Raw genomic sequence first — 14,044 nt, forward strand, 5'->3', positions numbered from 1 at the left:
TTTCACAGGATCATAAGAAATCTTTCACTCATACACCCTCTATACCACTGAGATACCACGGCACTTCCTTTTTATATCTTGACTTGACGAAGCTCACGTGCCGCTCTTTTAACAGCACGGATAATACCTCCGTAGCCTGTGCAGCGGCAGAGGTTTCCGGACAAACCTTCTCTAATTTGCACTTCTGTCGGTTCAGGGTATTCTGCCAATAATGCCTGGACGGCCATCACCATCCCCGGTGTGCAGTACCCGCACTGGAAACCTCCATCCTTCAGGAAACTTTCTTGGATTGGGTGAAGCGCCTTTTCTCCCTTCATTCCCTCAATGGTTTGGATGGACTTACCGGCAACCTGATACACATTAAGCAAACATGCATTCATTAACACCTCGTCCACAAGTACTGAACAAGCACCGCAACGGCCGATTTCGCAGGAGATTTTTGTTCCTGTCATACCCAGGTAATCACGAAGGAAATCTACAAGCCGCATAGAGGGGGCGACGTAATACTCCTCATAATCCCCATTAATTGTAATACAGAGCGGAGAAGCGTCCTTTCTCCCACTGGTTCCATCTTCCATTTCTCTCATATCCATTGCTTGTTCCTCCTGTCAGCAAGCGCTCCAAGGACGGCAGCAGGTGAAATAGGAAGGCGGTCCACCCAATGACCTGTTGCATGAAATACGGCGGAAGCAATGGCAGGTGCTGCTGCCACGGTGCCTATTTCCCCTACACCTCTCGGACCGTATTCATCCCCAAATTCCAATTCTTGGATTGGTTCCACCAGCATTGTCTTGGGAACATCCTTTATGGTAGGTATTAAATACTCATCCAAGTTCTCTGTCACATACCTCCCCTTATCCATAATGGCGTCTTCCATTAAGGCGTACCCAAGCCCCATAATGCCGCCGCCCTCGATTTGTCCACGATAGCCAATTAAGCTGACAACCGGCCCGGCGGCAACGATTTGATCCAAGTCCGTCACCGTCACCTGCCCTGAACACGTATCAACTTCCACCTGTGCATAAGCCGCACTGAATGTATAAAGAAAATGACCGCCATCTACTGGATCAGAAGTCGTTGGAAAATCAAATTCTGTTGTCACGCAAAGGGGTTTTCCGTTTGCAGCGTGTTTTGCTATTGTCTGAAAATCAAGAAGTCGTTCCTCCGATAAACGCTTATACACGCCACCCGGCCCGAGCCGTAATTCTTCGTACGGGTCCCCTGTTAATCTTGACGCTTCCTGTGTAATAAGCCTCTGGAACGGTTCCTTCATCCGGCGAAATGCATGCCATACCATGCTCGTTCCTCTCGATGCTGTCGTAGAGCCGGTCGAAGGTACTTTATCGGTGTCCCCGATAATAATTATCAAATCCTCGGTAGTAATATTCAGCTCCGCTACCCCGATCGTTTCTATTACGTTTAAAATCCCCTGCCCTACTTCTTCAAAACCAAAAGCCGCTTCGATTTTGCCGTCCTTCTTTAAAGTAAGACTCCCCCCTGCAGGATCAAGACGCCCATAACCAAGACCACCTCCGTGCATGGATATGGAGATACCACTACCAGTGAGTTTCCCATTCCCGGGGACATTCAGTTCCTTTTTCTTTACATGTTCCACCATTTTTTCAAGAACAGCGGACGCTCCGTTTGTCGGGGCAATGCGATGATTGAGGGGGCCCGGATCGTCCACTCCCCGGATATTGATCTTCCTGAGTTCAAGCGGATTGATTCCAGCTGCCTCTGCCAGCCGGTCCAACTGCCCTTCAAGCGCAAAAGTCACCTGGTTTCCTCCGAATCCACGAAATTCGCCGGACACCCCGTTATTTGTAAACACCGCTTTCCCTTCTGTTTCGACATGAGGTACGATATATGGGCCGACGGCATGTTCTACAGCAAAGTCAAGGATCGCCGGACCTAGCGTGGCGTATGCTCCTGTGTCAGAGAGAATCTTAACCTGATGCGCTTGGAGTCTCCCCGCGCTGTCCATCCCGGTTCTCATGGTGATTTTCATTGGGTGCCGCTTGAGACCGGAAACAATGGACTCCCTCCTCGTCTGACGAATCTTGACCGGCCGCTTTGTCTTTAAAGCCAGAAGAGCAGCGTACGGCTGAATATTCAATTCATCTTTTCCACCGAACGAACCTCCCATAGGACTTGATATGATTCGAATATCTTCTTCCTTCATGTCGAGGATCCTCGCTAATTGGAAACGGTCTTTGTATCCATGCTGTGTCCCTACATAGACCGTCAACTTTCCATCAGCTTCGGGGACAATCACTCCCCCCTCTGTTTCCATATACGTATGCATCTGGCGGGGAACGGAATAAGTTTCTTCAATAATAGTCGTACAATAACCAAATCCTTCTGCTACATTCCCTTTTCTATGAGATGCCTCATGAAGAAGGTTCCCGGTTGGATGGAGAAGGATCGCAGCCTCATCCATGGCTTTTTCAGGATCATCGATTACAGGTAAAGGGGCATACTCTACATAGATCCGGGACAATGCTTTTTCTGCGATGGTCATAGAATCAGCCGCCACCGCCGCAACGGCATCTCCTACATACCGGACTCTATCTTCACAGAACACCGGTTGATCCGGTGTGATAATACCAAATCCATTAAGACCCGGAATATCGGCTGCTGTAATGACTGCCTGCACTCCTGGAATCTTTTCAGCAGCTGTTGTATCAATGGAGAGAATCTCCGCATGCGGATAACCGCTTCTCAACACCTTCCCATAAAGCATGGAGGGGAAAGACAGATCACTTAAATATTGCAGTTCTCCTGAAACTTTCGCCTTTCCATCCGGACGGATCATCTGCTTATAAGATGACAATGTTTCCATTTTCTAGATTCCTCCAGTCCAAAGTTCATTCCTAAGTCTCTCCATCTCAAAGGCAACAATGTTCACTACGACCTGCCGGCAATATTCCTCGGATGCGAAAGGTGTAGGAGCCGGGTGGTAATCCTCTTCTATTATCTTTGCAACATCCTCCCACCGGTCTCGGCGAATCGCATGATCCCTGAGAAACAGCTCCGTCCTCTCCAGACGTCTCGGCTGGTATCCTCCTCCACCGACCGCAATACGTACTTTCTTCACGTTCTGATCGGAATCGATTTCAACGCCTCCCGCTACAGTAACGACAGATGGAATAAACCCCTCTCTCCTCCCTACTTTCCGGTAAAAGCATATTCTCTCTTCATCAGGTAGTCGAAAGGATACAAGAATCATATTTTTCGGTTTCGGTGACCGAATAAATGAACGAAGAGGTTCAACCATTTCTTTACCACCATGGAACCAAACAACTTTCGCTCCCAAAACCAGCAGCGCAGGAACAAGGTCGCCGATTCCATAGCCGACATTGCCACCGATGACTGCCTGATTACGGACAGCCGGGGAAGCGATTCTTGAAGCTGCTTCCGAAAGAACTGGCCACTTCGCCTGAATCAATGGGTGAGAGGCACATTCCTGGAGCTTCGTCATCGCTCCAATAGACAATTCCCGCTCTCCATTCCTTACCAAATAGTCGACTTTATCAAGGTTTGGAATTGCTGACAAACTTACGATATGAAAGGGGATATCTTCACCTTTCTCCCGCTGTAACTGGAGAATCGTCCCTCCGGCTGTATAAACAGCATCAGATCCGTGCATGGTTTTCAACCGCCATGCTTCTGTTAATGTAACCGGAGAGGAAACGGCAGGTGTGTCAGCTGTCGTCATTTCGCTTCCACCTCCATACTTCTAATCCACGCATACTCCGCTCTTGTGTCAACGTCGAAGAAGCTCCATCCGTTCCGAAATGGTACACGCCTGCCTCTTTCTGCAAATTGCTTCAGTAATCGACCTGCCCCAGCATCTCCTTCCAAAGAAAGTAAGTGTTCGAAAATGGGAGCGCCCATTAATACAGGCGGCTGCACAATTCCCTCATGAACGGAAGCGACATAATAAATACCATGCTCCTTCTCAGCACTGTAGCAGGTGATCAGTTTATTGATGATACTCGCAGACAGGAATGGCTGGTCAGCAAGAAGCGTAATGACAAAGGATGCGCCATAAGCTTGAGCTGCCCGAACACCTTGGGCCAAGGATTTCGACTGTCCGTCAGCAGATTCGGTGCATCGGACAGCACTCCACTTCTCAGAGAAAGACGGGTCTTTCAGGAGAGGATCGATCCAATGGAGCGTATCCCCCTTCCTTACGACAACAAACACATGATCCAGCGCCGAATCTAAGGCTCTGCTCAAAGCTCTGCTTCCAATCGTGCTTCCTTCAAAGGGTAGTGCAAGCTTGTTTTCCCCCATTCTCCTGCTCTGTCCAGCCGCAAGGAGGATCCCTACTTTATTCCAGCGTTTCACGGGCGACAGCCTCCTTCGAAACACCATGTACGATTTTGGATAAAGGAATGAGCTCCGCCATGATGCTTACTGCTATTTCTTCGGGCCCCTCCGCTTTGATTGATAAGCCGATAGGAGTGGTGATGAAGGGTGGAATCTCCTTGTTTCCCAACAGACGTTTCGTCCGTTGTTTTGAACCCAGGATCCCCAGATACTTCAATTGCTTCCCTATTAATTCCTGAAGGAACTCCCGGTCTTTTTGAAAACTGTGAGTCATAATCATTACACAGTCATTTGGCTGCCAATGGATATGCTTGATTATATCGGCCGGGGAGGCTGCTATTCTTTCATCTGCGGGACAGCATGAATCTTCTACAATCAAACCCGGACGCCAGTCTGCGAGAATCGTATAGTACCCGACTTTTTCAGCCAGTTCCAGCACCGGACGTGCATCTCTACCTGCACCGAGTATGACCAACCGCTGCTTAGGCTGGAAGGTATGGATGAATATATCTTCTTTCACGGACGTCCCCTGAATCCGCTGACTTCTTTCATTCGAACGATAGGTTACCTCATGAAGAAGCTTCTGTTCTGCTGAATGAGAAAGCCAGTGATCACCGAATCTATTTCCTTCGCTTCCTTTATACATCACAAACGACGGTGATCCTTTTTCCGGGAGCGTCCGGATCATGGTTATCTGCTCCCCGCGTTCAAGAGCATCCCTTAAAGCAGCAAGCTCCTTCTGAACTTTGGGTGTAACCCATTCGACAAGAACATGAATGACACCATTGCACCCCGATCCTTCCCCCCAGGAAAGCATGTCAAATCCCCGCATATCATAGATAATCACTTCAGGATCTTTTGGTATTTTCCCCTGCTCCATCCTGGCAGCAAGATCCTGCTCGAGACAGCCTGCACTAAGCATGCCGTATTGGCAGCCGTCTCTGTCAATGATCATCCTCGCCCCTTCTTTTTTATAGGCGGAGCCTTCCACATAAACAATCGACGCCATCACACTGCCCAGGGACGGAATCCCCTTTAAATCTCTAAAAATTCCATGGATGTCGTCCATTCCGGCCTTCCCTCCTAATTTAGTCTTTTGTTCATTGTTATAATATTCCGATAATTAAAATTACAGAGATGTAATTATTTGTAACATTTGGTGTTATTACCATCAGTTTAGACCAAACGACTACTCAGGTCATTGTTCAAGATGACCAATAAAGCTCCGACTCTTCAGCACATTAAACAATTACGTTAACACAGGCGTACGCTTTATGAGTCTTTTAATCGATACGTCAGCTTCTTTTAAAACGACCGCTTTATCCATCGTATTCATTTTTCGATTTTCCATCAAAAACCTGCCCCCAACCATAGTCGATTCCACATCCGCCCGGGTAGCGGAATAGACAATTCTGGAAATCGGGTCCACTCCATGCATTGGATAGGTATGAAAATCTTCCAAATTCAATATCGACAAATCTGCTTTCTTTCCCACTTCGAGACTGCCGATCTCTTTTTCCATACCAACAGCTTTCGCGCCACCGATCGTTGCCATTCGAAATACGGTTCTGGCATCCATAGCTGTCGGACCATGAAAAGGTTTCGGCAGTAAAGCAGCAAGTCTCATCTCCTGAAACATATCCAGATTATTGTTACACGGTGCTCCGTCCGCACCTAAACTGAGCGAAATGCCGCGATCCAACATACCTTTCGTATCAGCAATGCCTGATGCAAGCTTCAAGTTCGACCCTGGACAATGGCTGACATGGACCCCTTTTTCCTTAATGATTCGTTTTTCCACTTCATCCAACCATACACAATGAGCAAGTATTAAACGCTCGTTGGCAAGGCCCAGATGATCCAGATAAACGACATTTCTCATACCGGTCTCCGCTTCAACGATGGCAATTTCCCCTCGATTTTCAGACGCATGGGTGTGGACGAATATTTGACGTTCTTTTGAAAGGCGCGCAACTTCCCTTAACAACTCCTCCGTGCAAGAGACAGCAAATCTAGGCGAAAAAGCATAACGGATTCTTCCCCCGTCGTAGTTATGCCATTTATCCAACAAGTCGAGACTATCCATGACGGATCTCTCCGTCGCTTCCTGAAGCTCACGCGGCACCTCATCCCCCTTATCCATCATCACTTTCCCTGAGAGCGCTCGAATACCACTCTCCGACAAGGCCCGGAATGCCGAATCTGTATGATGGACAGTTTCCATATCCACTACAGTCGTCGTTCCGCTTTGAATCAATTCACCAATCCCAAGCATGGCGGAATAATAGACAGATTCCTCATCATGAGCTGCTTCCAGCGGCCATATCCTGTTCTTTAACCAATCCATCAACTCCAAATCATCGCCGCGCCCCCGAAAGATCGTTTGACATAAATGGATGTGCGTTTGCACAAAACCGGGGATGACCGTTCTGCCACCGGCGTCCACCATTCGATGAGCACGGGATTCTTGTAGATCTTTTCCAATTCCCGCAATAACATCCCCTTCTATTAATATATCGCCGCACAAAACCTCTTCGTCCGCATTCATCGTTACGATTTCCGCATTTTTAATTAACGTTATCTCCAACAAACCCACCCCTTCATTTAATAAGAGAGCAAGGAGATACTCCACCCCAACTGATCCACAGAGATCCCCCTCTGCGTTGCGTAGCCGGGAATTTACGGTTCCCTGTAGAAACACCCGAACCAATTATCAGGTTTATACGAACACTTTCAGCAATCGTACCCTGGTTTTTCCAATCACTCAACAGTTATGTCACATTATGTAACAAACAAATTCAATGGTTCCTTCGCCCTCCTTTGTTGATGAAATCCAAAAATTCAGAAATATTATAGTCAGTTTAACTAATGACCATCATCCATTCGTTAGATATAATGTCAACAAATCTTACATAACTTGTAATGAAACAGGAGGAGATCTTATCAGTTTACCTAATTTGGCATCTCAAACACCCCGTCCAGCACAGAAAAATCTGCCTGAAGGGGCTCCAAGGAAATTTCAAATGCCCCATATCTACGTCATCTTGTTTACATTCAGCGCTCTGGCAGCCATTGCTACCTACTTCATTCCCGCAGGAACCTACGACAGGATTGAGGGACCGGAGGGCAGAACTACGATTGATCCCACCTCTTATCAAGCAGCCGAATCCAACCCCACCAGTTTAATGGACTTTATGCTGGCTTTCCCCCAAGGATTGGTCAGCGCCGGTTCCGTGGTATTCTTCACCTTCATTATTGGCGGCTTATTCATGGTTCTTAGAAAAACGGGCATTATCGAAAACGCAGTAGATGGATTGACGAGGACATTTGCCGGCAGAAGCCTGGCGGTCGTCCCGGTTCTGATGATCACCTTTGCAGTCGTCTGCAGTTTAATAGGAACACAGGAACTGAGCCTCGTCTATGTGCCTGTCATCCTTCCTCTCATCATCGCACTGGGTTACGACTCCATGACCGCTGTATCCATAGCCCTCTGTGCGACAACAGCAGGTTTCACTGCGGGATTCTTAAACCCGATTAACACGGGGCTCGGCCAGCAGCTTGCCGGTGTCCCTTTATACAGCGGCCTCGGTCTGCGCCTAGGAATATTCCTTATCATCATTACTATTGGTATCCTTTATGTCATGAAATACGCGAAGAATATACGCACTACTCCATCTGCCAGTTTTGTCTATGAAGAAGACAAAGAAAAACGACAGCTCTATTCTTCCGCCGATCAAACAAAACGCTACAAGGCAACAAAAAGACAGAAAGCAGCAGCCGTTACAGCGCTCCTTTTCTTCGGAATTCTTGTTTATGGTGTCCTGAAACATGGTTGGTTCATGATGGAAATGGCCGGGCTGTTCATTATGATGGGTATCGTGGTCGGTCTCGTGGCAGGATTGTCGACCAGTGATATATGCGATGGCTTTAATGAAGGCTTTAAAAACGTCCTGCTCGGCGCATTCATCGTAGGTGTCGCAAGAGCCGTAGCCGTCATCATGGAAGAAGCGCAAATTATGGATACGATTGTTTTTTATCTCGGAGAATGGGTCGGGCATTTCCCTTCCATTTTCAGCGCCATCGGCATGTTCGGTGTGCAATTACTGTTCAACTTCCTCGTGCCGTCAGGAAGTGGTCAAGCGCTCGTGACCATTCCGATCATGGCTCCTCTTGCCGAAATCATCGGCGTCACAAAACAAACAGCCGTACTCGCTTATCAATTAGGGGACGGGCTCGGAAATATTCTTTACCCGACGTCCGGATATTTCATGGCAACTCTCGTACTAGCCGGCGTGAAGTGGCAGAAGTGGGTCAAGTTCTACCTGCCACTGTTCGGGATGTGGGTGGGCGTCAGCATCCTCTTTCTCATCCTGGCACAATGGCTTCAGTGGACAGGAGTATAAAAAAAAGAACAGCACCGAATTGAACTGTAACCTATAATTCGGACAGTTTATAAAAAGAACCTTAGGCGGCTAGGAGATGATCTCGGTATTGCACCGGGGTCATCTTATTTAAATTCCACTGATATCTTTTATTATTATATTTTGCTATATACTGGCTAATTTCTTCTTTAAGTTGGCTTAGGCTTTCACATGATTGGTGATCCACCATATCCTTTAAATGACCAAAAAATGATTCCATAGGTGCATTATCCCAACAGTTACCTTTTCGGGACATGGACTGACGAAGGCCAGCTTCTCTCACTCTAGATTGGAATTTGGGGTGAGTGTAATGAAACCCTTGATCCGAATGAATCATTGCTTCTGGATGGAAAGATCTTACGGTGTCTTGAAGTTTCTCTAACGTTCGGTAAACAATATCCATCCCTAGGGAAGTAGATATATGGTGAGCTACAATTTCCTTTGTTGTACTATCTTTCACGCAAGAAAGATATGCTTTTTGACCTTTCCCAAAATACGTGTAAGTGATATCAGTCAAAAAGACTTTTCCGGGTTCTAGTTGTGTGAACTCTCGGTTAAGATGGTTTGGGCACGTACGATGCTCTTGAGTGGCTTTCAACATTTGTTTGTATGGTTTAGCCTGTCTGATCTTTGCCGAAAGATCAAATTTCTTCATTAATCTTCGAATTTTTTTATGATTCATGATGACCCCATAATCATTTTCGAGAATCAACTTAATTTGCAGAGCTCCTACTTTCTCATGGTTTTGTGAGAAGATAACTTGAATAATTTGTATATCCTTTTCGTCTTTCTGATTTTTCACTTGTCTTTTGGAATCACTATTTATCCACGCATAATATCCACTTCGACTTACTCCTGTGAATTCACATAAATAAGAGACCATACTCCTTAAGGAGTAATTATGGATTGTTTCATAAATAAGCTGATAGACTTCTGATGGAGTTATTTTCGTTTCTTCTTCAACGCCTGCCTTTCGAGTTTGTCTAGCTTTTTTAAAAAATCATTTTCAGCCTCTAAGTACTTAATACGAGCTTCCGCTTTCTCAAGTTTTTCTTCCGCAGACATCTTCTTTGAAGAAGGTCGACCTTTACTTCCTTTTCCACGACGGTCTCCCTCCAGACCAAGTTCTCCGTACTTTTCAAATGTGTTACGCCAGCGCTTTAAGCATCTTCTGGGTTGATCCTTCCCAATCACTACTAAATCAAATCCGTGCTCTTCAAATATTTGAGATGGAAAGTTTCCATTCTGATATTCCTGAATTGCAGCTTTCTTAAATAAAGGATGGTATGTGATAGAACGTTCCGATACCTTTACGACATTCGGATTGTCCTCTAATTGTTTCATTTCCGTATTTGAATAAAGATGTTTACTCATAGTCACACTCCGTTCATATATTTATTTTGATTATAAACGGGTTTCCTTCCTTGAAACAGAAATAACCCGAATAACGGGGCACTTTTTTATAAGTGTCCATTATTCGGGTTATAGTTCAGAATTCGGTGCTGTTCTTTTTATGTTTGTTTCACCATTACAATCCGATTTTCTTTTTCCACAAAGCCGTTCTTTATGTAAAAATCGGCAGCGTCACCTGCACGGCTTGTCAGTAGATTAATAGAAGAAACACCTTCCTCCTCTAGGAATTCTTCTAAAGACCGCATTAAAAAAGAACCGGCACCCCGGCCCTGCAAACGATTGTCGATACAGAATTCCGCTATATAGAAGGTCCACCCTCCCGACGTCCGCCTGCTGTTTCCAATAGTAAAACCGATCATTTTCCCTTCCGCATACAAAGCCAGACCGAAACTTTTAGGTGTATTCATTAAATCGCGCAATCGTTCCTCTGCAGCCGTCACGGACCATGATTCAAGCCAGGGGGCTGACTGAAAAATAGCCCGAAACAGCTCCACACAGGATACGAGGTCTTCTCCTTTCAAAGAAGCCGTGCTGTAGTTCAAACCTATCCCTCCATTAATTGAAAAAGCCGTAATAAATGAAACCCGCCAGCGAAAACAGCGGAATGACGAAGAGCAGCGACCCTCGTAAAGCCCGAAAATAAGAGCGGAAGCCTCCACCCTCATCACTAACGGAAGCGATCTCCATCGACAGCCAGATGATCGTAAGCAATCCCAGTCCAATACCCGCCAGAACATTCATTACGTCCACCTCCATTTTTTCCCTTTCCACTAGTTTACCACAGTCTCCCTTTTAAATGACCGAATTTTCAGTTTAATAAGGAATTAGTGGACGTATATTATATCTTTTTTCCGGTATACGCTGAGGACGAGTCCGAACACTAAAGCACTCATAACCGTCGGATAGAAGCCGTAGCTGAAAAACGGCAAAGAGATTCTCGTAATAGGAAGAAGACCCACGATCATCAATATATGATAGAAGGTTTGAACAGTGAAGAACACTCCTCCACCCGTCACCAACATTTTCCCGAACGGATCCCTTACCCTTAGATGAACGAGGACAAGACGTATGATAAGAAGGACGAGAACGAACAGGACTATGAACGCAGTAATCCAGCCAAAGTGATAGACGAGACTGGCATACATGAAATCTTCATATGGAGAAGTCAAAACATCCGGCTCACTCCTGTGTCCGAACCAGCCGCCGTTCAAGAGCATATATCTGACTCCCATATAGACAGCTCCACTTCCTTCTGTAAATTGCTCCGGATGAAGGAAGGCGAGCAATCGTTCTTTTTGATATACTTCCATGTGTTTCCATACCCATACACCACCACCAACTATAACTGCTGATCCACCGATTAATACCCCCGCAATCATCCTCCTGTGCCAGTTTGCATTCCATGCCATTGCAATAAAGGCAGTCAGTAATAGGAACAGCGATGCGATGTCGGGCATCATCACATAGAGAAACAAAGGAAGAGCAATCATGGCAAGACCTATCCATCTATTTGAACTTTTCTTTACGAAAAAGGCAGCGAATCCAACCAGCAGCAACGGGAGGAACATGAATGCTTTGAAAGAGAGGGGACCAGCCTGCAAAACTGGAGCTCCGTTGACAAAAGATACCGGAAGGACCAGTAAAGAAAACAGCCCTGCCACCCCGAATCCATACACTAACCCACCCCACTTCCTCAACAAACGATAGTCCAGAAAGAACAAAGCTGTCATAATCGCTATGCCTAGCGTTGTGTACAACACTTTGTTCCAAGTCGAGTATCCTTGGTCTATTCCGTAAACAAAAACCGGAAGAAAACTAAGAGTGATGGCGATACCGAGAAGCAATACCATCCACCAATCTGTCTTCGGACGATGAAGCTTATTTAAATCCATACCAAGGGAAACCGGGTTCCCCATTTGTTCCACCGCCTGTTGTTCTGCATGATCATGTGGGATACCTTCCTTAACGAGACGCTCCCTTTCAGTCTCTAAATGGCGAGCCAACTCTTCTCCTACCAGTTCCCTCGCTTCTTTGTTTTTAATATGTCCCTTTACTTGGTGTAAGAAATCACTTTCGACTCTGGTCATACGTGAATCACCGCCTCAAGCAAGGGTTGAAACAGAGTCTTTTTCGTTCCAGGGGTAGTTTCGTAATTCTTCAGGAGTCTTTGACCTTTAGATGTCAGTCGATAATATTTAACGTCCGATTCCCAGGATGAAGAGAGATAGGACTGGTTCTCCAGTTTGTGCAACAGAAGATAGAGTCTGCCTTCCTCGCCGTCAAACCTTGTAATCCCTCTCACTCTAAGCTGCTGCGTCAAATGATGCCCGTTTTTCTTATACACAAGCAGTTGGAAGACAACAAGTAACACATCAATATCCCTTTCTCCCTCCTGTTTCCGTATATGGTTGATAACGGTCTCCATTTTTTCTTCACTAAACCTAAGCCTGCCTAATGCTGTTTCATCTAGAGAATGTTTTAATCTCTTCAATCGTTCATCCATCATACAAATCTCCTCCCAATTGATTTTCAAGCAGTTCCTTCGCCCGTTTAAGACGGGTCTTGATCGTATTTTCACTCTTCTTTGTCACGTTTCCAATTTCCTTGGCAGTCATCTCTTCGTAATAATAGAGATAAATGACTTCCCGATACTTCGGAGGGAGCTGCATGACAGCCGTTATTAGTTCTACATCCATAAAGCCCCGAACAACCTTTTCCTCCGTGCCCAAAGGCTCCTCCTTCTGCCTAAGCGTCTCTTCTCCTACAGCGATGACTTTTCTGTTGTACCAGCTCTTTAAATAATCTTTGCATTGATTGATTGCAATTCGCCACAACCACGTTTTCAGTTTTGAGGTACCGTTATATTTATGCAGATTTGTATAGCACTTAATGAAAATCTCCTGGGTGAGGTCCTCCGCTATTGCCTGGTTTCTCACATATGTATAAACAAGCCGAAGCACATCATCTCCATACGTATGCATAATTTCCGCAATTGCCCGTTCCTTGTCTTCTAACATCGTGTATTTCTCGATTGATTGTTCCACATTCTCGCCTCCTGCCTATTTAACGACACTACCTGACTTATAGTTTTCTTTTTCACATAAAAAAAGAAATTCCCGTTGAAAAGGAACTTCTTCTAACGATGAAAGATGGGGCGCAGTTCTTTCCAGTCCTTCCATATGTAATCCGCCGGTACTCCCTTACTACGACCGTCGTCTTTCCACGCTGTCTGCATACCGGCATTCCTTGCTCCTTCTATATCGTTCACGGGGTGATCGCCGAGGAATACACAAGTTTCTGGAGATACACACAAGGCATCCACAGCTCGTTGAAAAATACCAGGTTCAGGTTTCTTCATCCCTTCCGCTTCCGATACAAGAATAACATCCATATACGGATCCAACCCGAGCGCGGTGATGTTGGCCCTTTGAAAACCGCTTTTGCCATTAGTAATGATCCCGATAAGAAGCTTCTCCGCTTTCCACTTCCTGACCGTTTCCATCATGCCGGGAAAAGGAATGCAGTAGCACGGAAAATGGTTAATGTAGTCGGCCAGCAGCCACTCCCATGTCAAAGAGGAGATAGAAAACTCCTCGATGAGCTGCTGATATACAATATCCTTCCAAACGTATCCATGGTTATCCAGTTCGATGAAACGATCCACATAGTCCTGTTTTGGTACGTGAGACAATTGCTCCGTCAAACGGTCATACTGTGCCGTGACAAACCGTTTAAGGGAAGAATCCCTATCAAGCATCGTTCCATCTAAATCACAAAGAACGGCTTTAATCATGAACCAGAACCTCCATAAAAAAAGTAATGATAGTACTCCACCGGTTACAATCTCCCTAAAAAGAAAGGCAGATTCGGCGGCC

General features: G+C 45.9%; 14 protein-coding genes and 1 riboswitch. Of the genes, 1 reads left to right on the top strand and 13 read right to left on the bottom strand.

What is annotated here, in order from left to right; all coding sequences use genetic code 11:
• Window positions 1–71 precede the first annotated feature (71 nt).
• The 6 genes from QRD89_RS14325 to QRD89_RS14350 all read right to left on the bottom strand — a co-directional run bounded on the left by QRD89_RS14325 (window position 72) and on the right by QRD89_RS14350 (window position 6,922).
• Window positions 72–593 carry a (2Fe-2S)-binding protein gene (locus tag QRD89_RS14325; RefSeq protein ID WP_286095535.1) on the bottom strand — a complete coding sequence of 174 codons (522 nt, stop codon included), beginning with the start codon at window positions 591–593 and terminating at the stop codon, window positions 72–74.
• Window positions 584–2,842 (bottom strand): xanthine dehydrogenase subunit D, encoded by a 2,259-nt coding sequence (gene pucD / locus QRD89_RS14330; RefSeq protein WP_286095536.1) that lies wholly within the window; start codon window positions 2,840–2,842, stop codon window positions 584–586. The genes QRD89_RS14325 and pucD overlap by 10 nt, the downstream gene beginning before the upstream one ends.
• 3 nt (window positions 2,843–2,845) lie before the next feature.
• Entirely contained in the window at window positions 2,846–3,718 is an 873-nt protein-coding gene (locus QRD89_RS14335) for an FAD binding domain-containing protein (protein ID WP_286095538.1), read from the bottom strand.
• Window positions 3,715–4,353: an NTP transferase domain-containing protein gene (locus QRD89_RS14340; protein ID WP_286095539.1), complete on the bottom strand. Its 639-nt coding sequence runs from the start codon at window positions 4,351–4,353 to the stop codon at window positions 3,715–3,717. The genes QRD89_RS14335 and QRD89_RS14340 overlap by 4 nt, the downstream gene beginning before the upstream one ends.
• A complete protein-coding gene (locus QRD89_RS14345; RefSeq protein WP_008635618.1) occupies window positions 4,337–5,404 on the bottom strand; it encodes an XdhC family protein in 1,068 nt (355 codons plus the stop codon). The genes QRD89_RS14340 and QRD89_RS14345 overlap by 17 nt, the downstream gene beginning before the upstream one ends.
• Before the next feature lie 180 nt (window positions 5,405–5,584).
• Window positions 5,585–6,922, bottom strand: coding sequence for a 5'-deoxyadenosine deaminase (locus QRD89_RS14350; protein ID WP_286095540.1), 1,338 nt, complete (start codon window positions 6,920–6,922; stop codon window positions 5,585–5,587).
• A gap of 60 nt (window positions 6,923–6,982) precedes the next feature.
• Window positions 6,983–7,082, bottom strand: a riboswitch (purine riboswitch).
• 276 nt (window positions 7,083–7,358) lie between these two features.
• On the opposite strand from QRD89_RS14350, the gene QRD89_RS14355 reads away from it, so the two are divergent.
• On the top strand, window positions 7,359–8,738 hold the full coding sequence (locus QRD89_RS14355) for a YfcC family protein (protein ID WP_286095541.1): 1,380 nt from the start codon (window positions 7,359–7,361) through the stop codon (window positions 8,736–8,738).
• Window positions 8,739–8,799: 61 nt separating this feature from the next.
• On the opposite strand, the gene QRD89_RS14360 is transcribed toward QRD89_RS14355, so the two are convergent.
• The 7 genes from QRD89_RS14360 to QRD89_RS14390 all read right to left on the bottom strand — a co-directional run bounded on the left by QRD89_RS14360 (window position 8,800) and on the right by QRD89_RS14390 (window position 13,962).
• Window positions 8,800–10,130 (bottom strand): IS3 family transposase gene (locus QRD89_RS14360; RefSeq protein WP_286095523.1). Its coding sequence is split into 2 segments (ribosomal slippage): window positions 8,800–9,758 and window positions 9,758–10,130, totalling 1,332 coding nucleotides; the frame shifts between segments, so codons are not numbered across the junction.
• Between the two features lie 137 nt (window positions 10,131–10,267).
• Window positions 10,268–10,711 carry a GNAT family N-acetyltransferase gene (locus tag QRD89_RS14365; protein ID WP_286095542.1) on the bottom strand — a complete coding sequence of 148 codons (444 nt, stop codon included), beginning with the start codon at window positions 10,709–10,711 and terminating at the stop codon, window positions 10,268–10,270.
• Between the two features lie 13 nt (window positions 10,712–10,724).
• Window positions 10,725–10,910: a hypothetical protein gene (locus tag QRD89_RS14370; protein ID WP_008635609.1), complete on the bottom strand. Its 186-nt coding sequence runs from the start codon at window positions 10,908–10,910 to the stop codon at window positions 10,725–10,727.
• An 83-nt stretch (window positions 10,911–10,993) separates the two neighbouring features.
• The gene (locus QRD89_RS14375) at window positions 10,994–12,256 is read right to left on the bottom strand and encodes an FtsW/RodA/SpoVE family cell cycle protein (protein WP_008635607.1); all 1,263 of its coding nucleotides are present in this window, start codon (window positions 12,254–12,256) and stop codon (window positions 10,994–10,996) included.
• A complete protein-coding gene (locus QRD89_RS14380; RefSeq protein ID WP_286095543.1) occupies window positions 12,253–12,675 on the bottom strand; it encodes a PadR family transcriptional regulator in 423 nt (140 codons plus the stop codon). Before QRD89_RS14380 ends, QRD89_RS14375 begins: the two co-directional genes overlap by 4 nt.
• Window positions 12,665–13,186, bottom strand: coding sequence for a sigma-70 family RNA polymerase sigma factor (locus QRD89_RS14385; RefSeq protein ID WP_035388404.1), 522 nt, complete (start codon window positions 13,184–13,186; stop codon window positions 12,665–12,667). Before QRD89_RS14385 ends, QRD89_RS14380 begins: the two co-directional genes overlap by 11 nt.
• Window positions 13,187–13,305: 119 nt before the next feature.
• Window positions 13,306–13,962 carry an HAD family hydrolase gene (locus tag QRD89_RS14390; RefSeq protein ID WP_286095544.1) on the bottom strand — a complete coding sequence of 219 codons (657 nt, stop codon included), beginning with the start codon at window positions 13,960–13,962 and terminating at the stop codon, window positions 13,306–13,308.
• Between the last annotated feature and the right edge of the window lie 82 nt (window positions 13,963–14,044).

Origin of the sequence: Halobacillus sp. ACCC02827 (genome assembly GCF_030291935.1) — a bacterium.
GTDB lineage: Bacteria > Bacillota > Bacilli > Bacillales > Halobacillaceae > Halobacillus.

Bases quoted from the DNA above. Each gene is read 5' to 3' on its own strand.
- QRD89_RS14375 (WP_008635607.1), bottom strand. From the start codon at position 12,256: ATGACCAGAGTCGAAAGTGATTTCTTACACCAAGTAAAGGGACATATT.
- QRD89_RS14370 (WP_008635609.1), bottom strand. From the start codon at position 10,910: ATGAATGTTCTGGCGGGTATTGGACTGGGATTGCTTACGATCATCTGG.
- QRD89_RS14325 (WP_286095535.1), bottom strand. From the start codon at position 593: ATGGATATGAGAGAAATGGAAGATGGAACCAGTGGGAGAAAGGACGCT.
- QRD89_RS14390 (WP_286095544.1), bottom strand. From the start codon at position 13,962: ATGATTAAAGCCGTTCTTTGTGATTTAGATGGAACGATGCTTGATAGG.
- pucD (WP_286095536.1), bottom strand. From the start codon at position 2,842: ATGGAAACATTGTCATCTTATAAGCAGATGATCCGTCCGGATGGAAAG.
- QRD89_RS14380 (WP_286095543.1), bottom strand. From the start codon at position 12,675: ATGATGGATGAACGATTGAAGAGATTAAAACATTCTCTAGATGAAACA.
- QRD89_RS14385 (WP_035388404.1), bottom strand. From the start codon at position 13,186: ATGTTAGAAGACAAGGAACGGGCAATTGCGGAAATTATGCATACGTAT.
- QRD89_RS14335 (WP_286095538.1), bottom strand. From the start codon at position 3,718: ATGACGACAGCTGACACACCTGCCGTTTCCTCTCCGGTTACATTAACA.
- QRD89_RS14355 (WP_286095541.1), top strand. From the start codon at position 7,359: ATGCCCCATATCTACGTCATCTTGTTTACATTCAGCGCTCTGGCAGCC.
- QRD89_RS14345 (WP_008635618.1), bottom strand. From the start codon at position 5,404: ATGGACGACATCCATGGAATTTTTAGAGATTTAAAGGGGATTCCGTCC.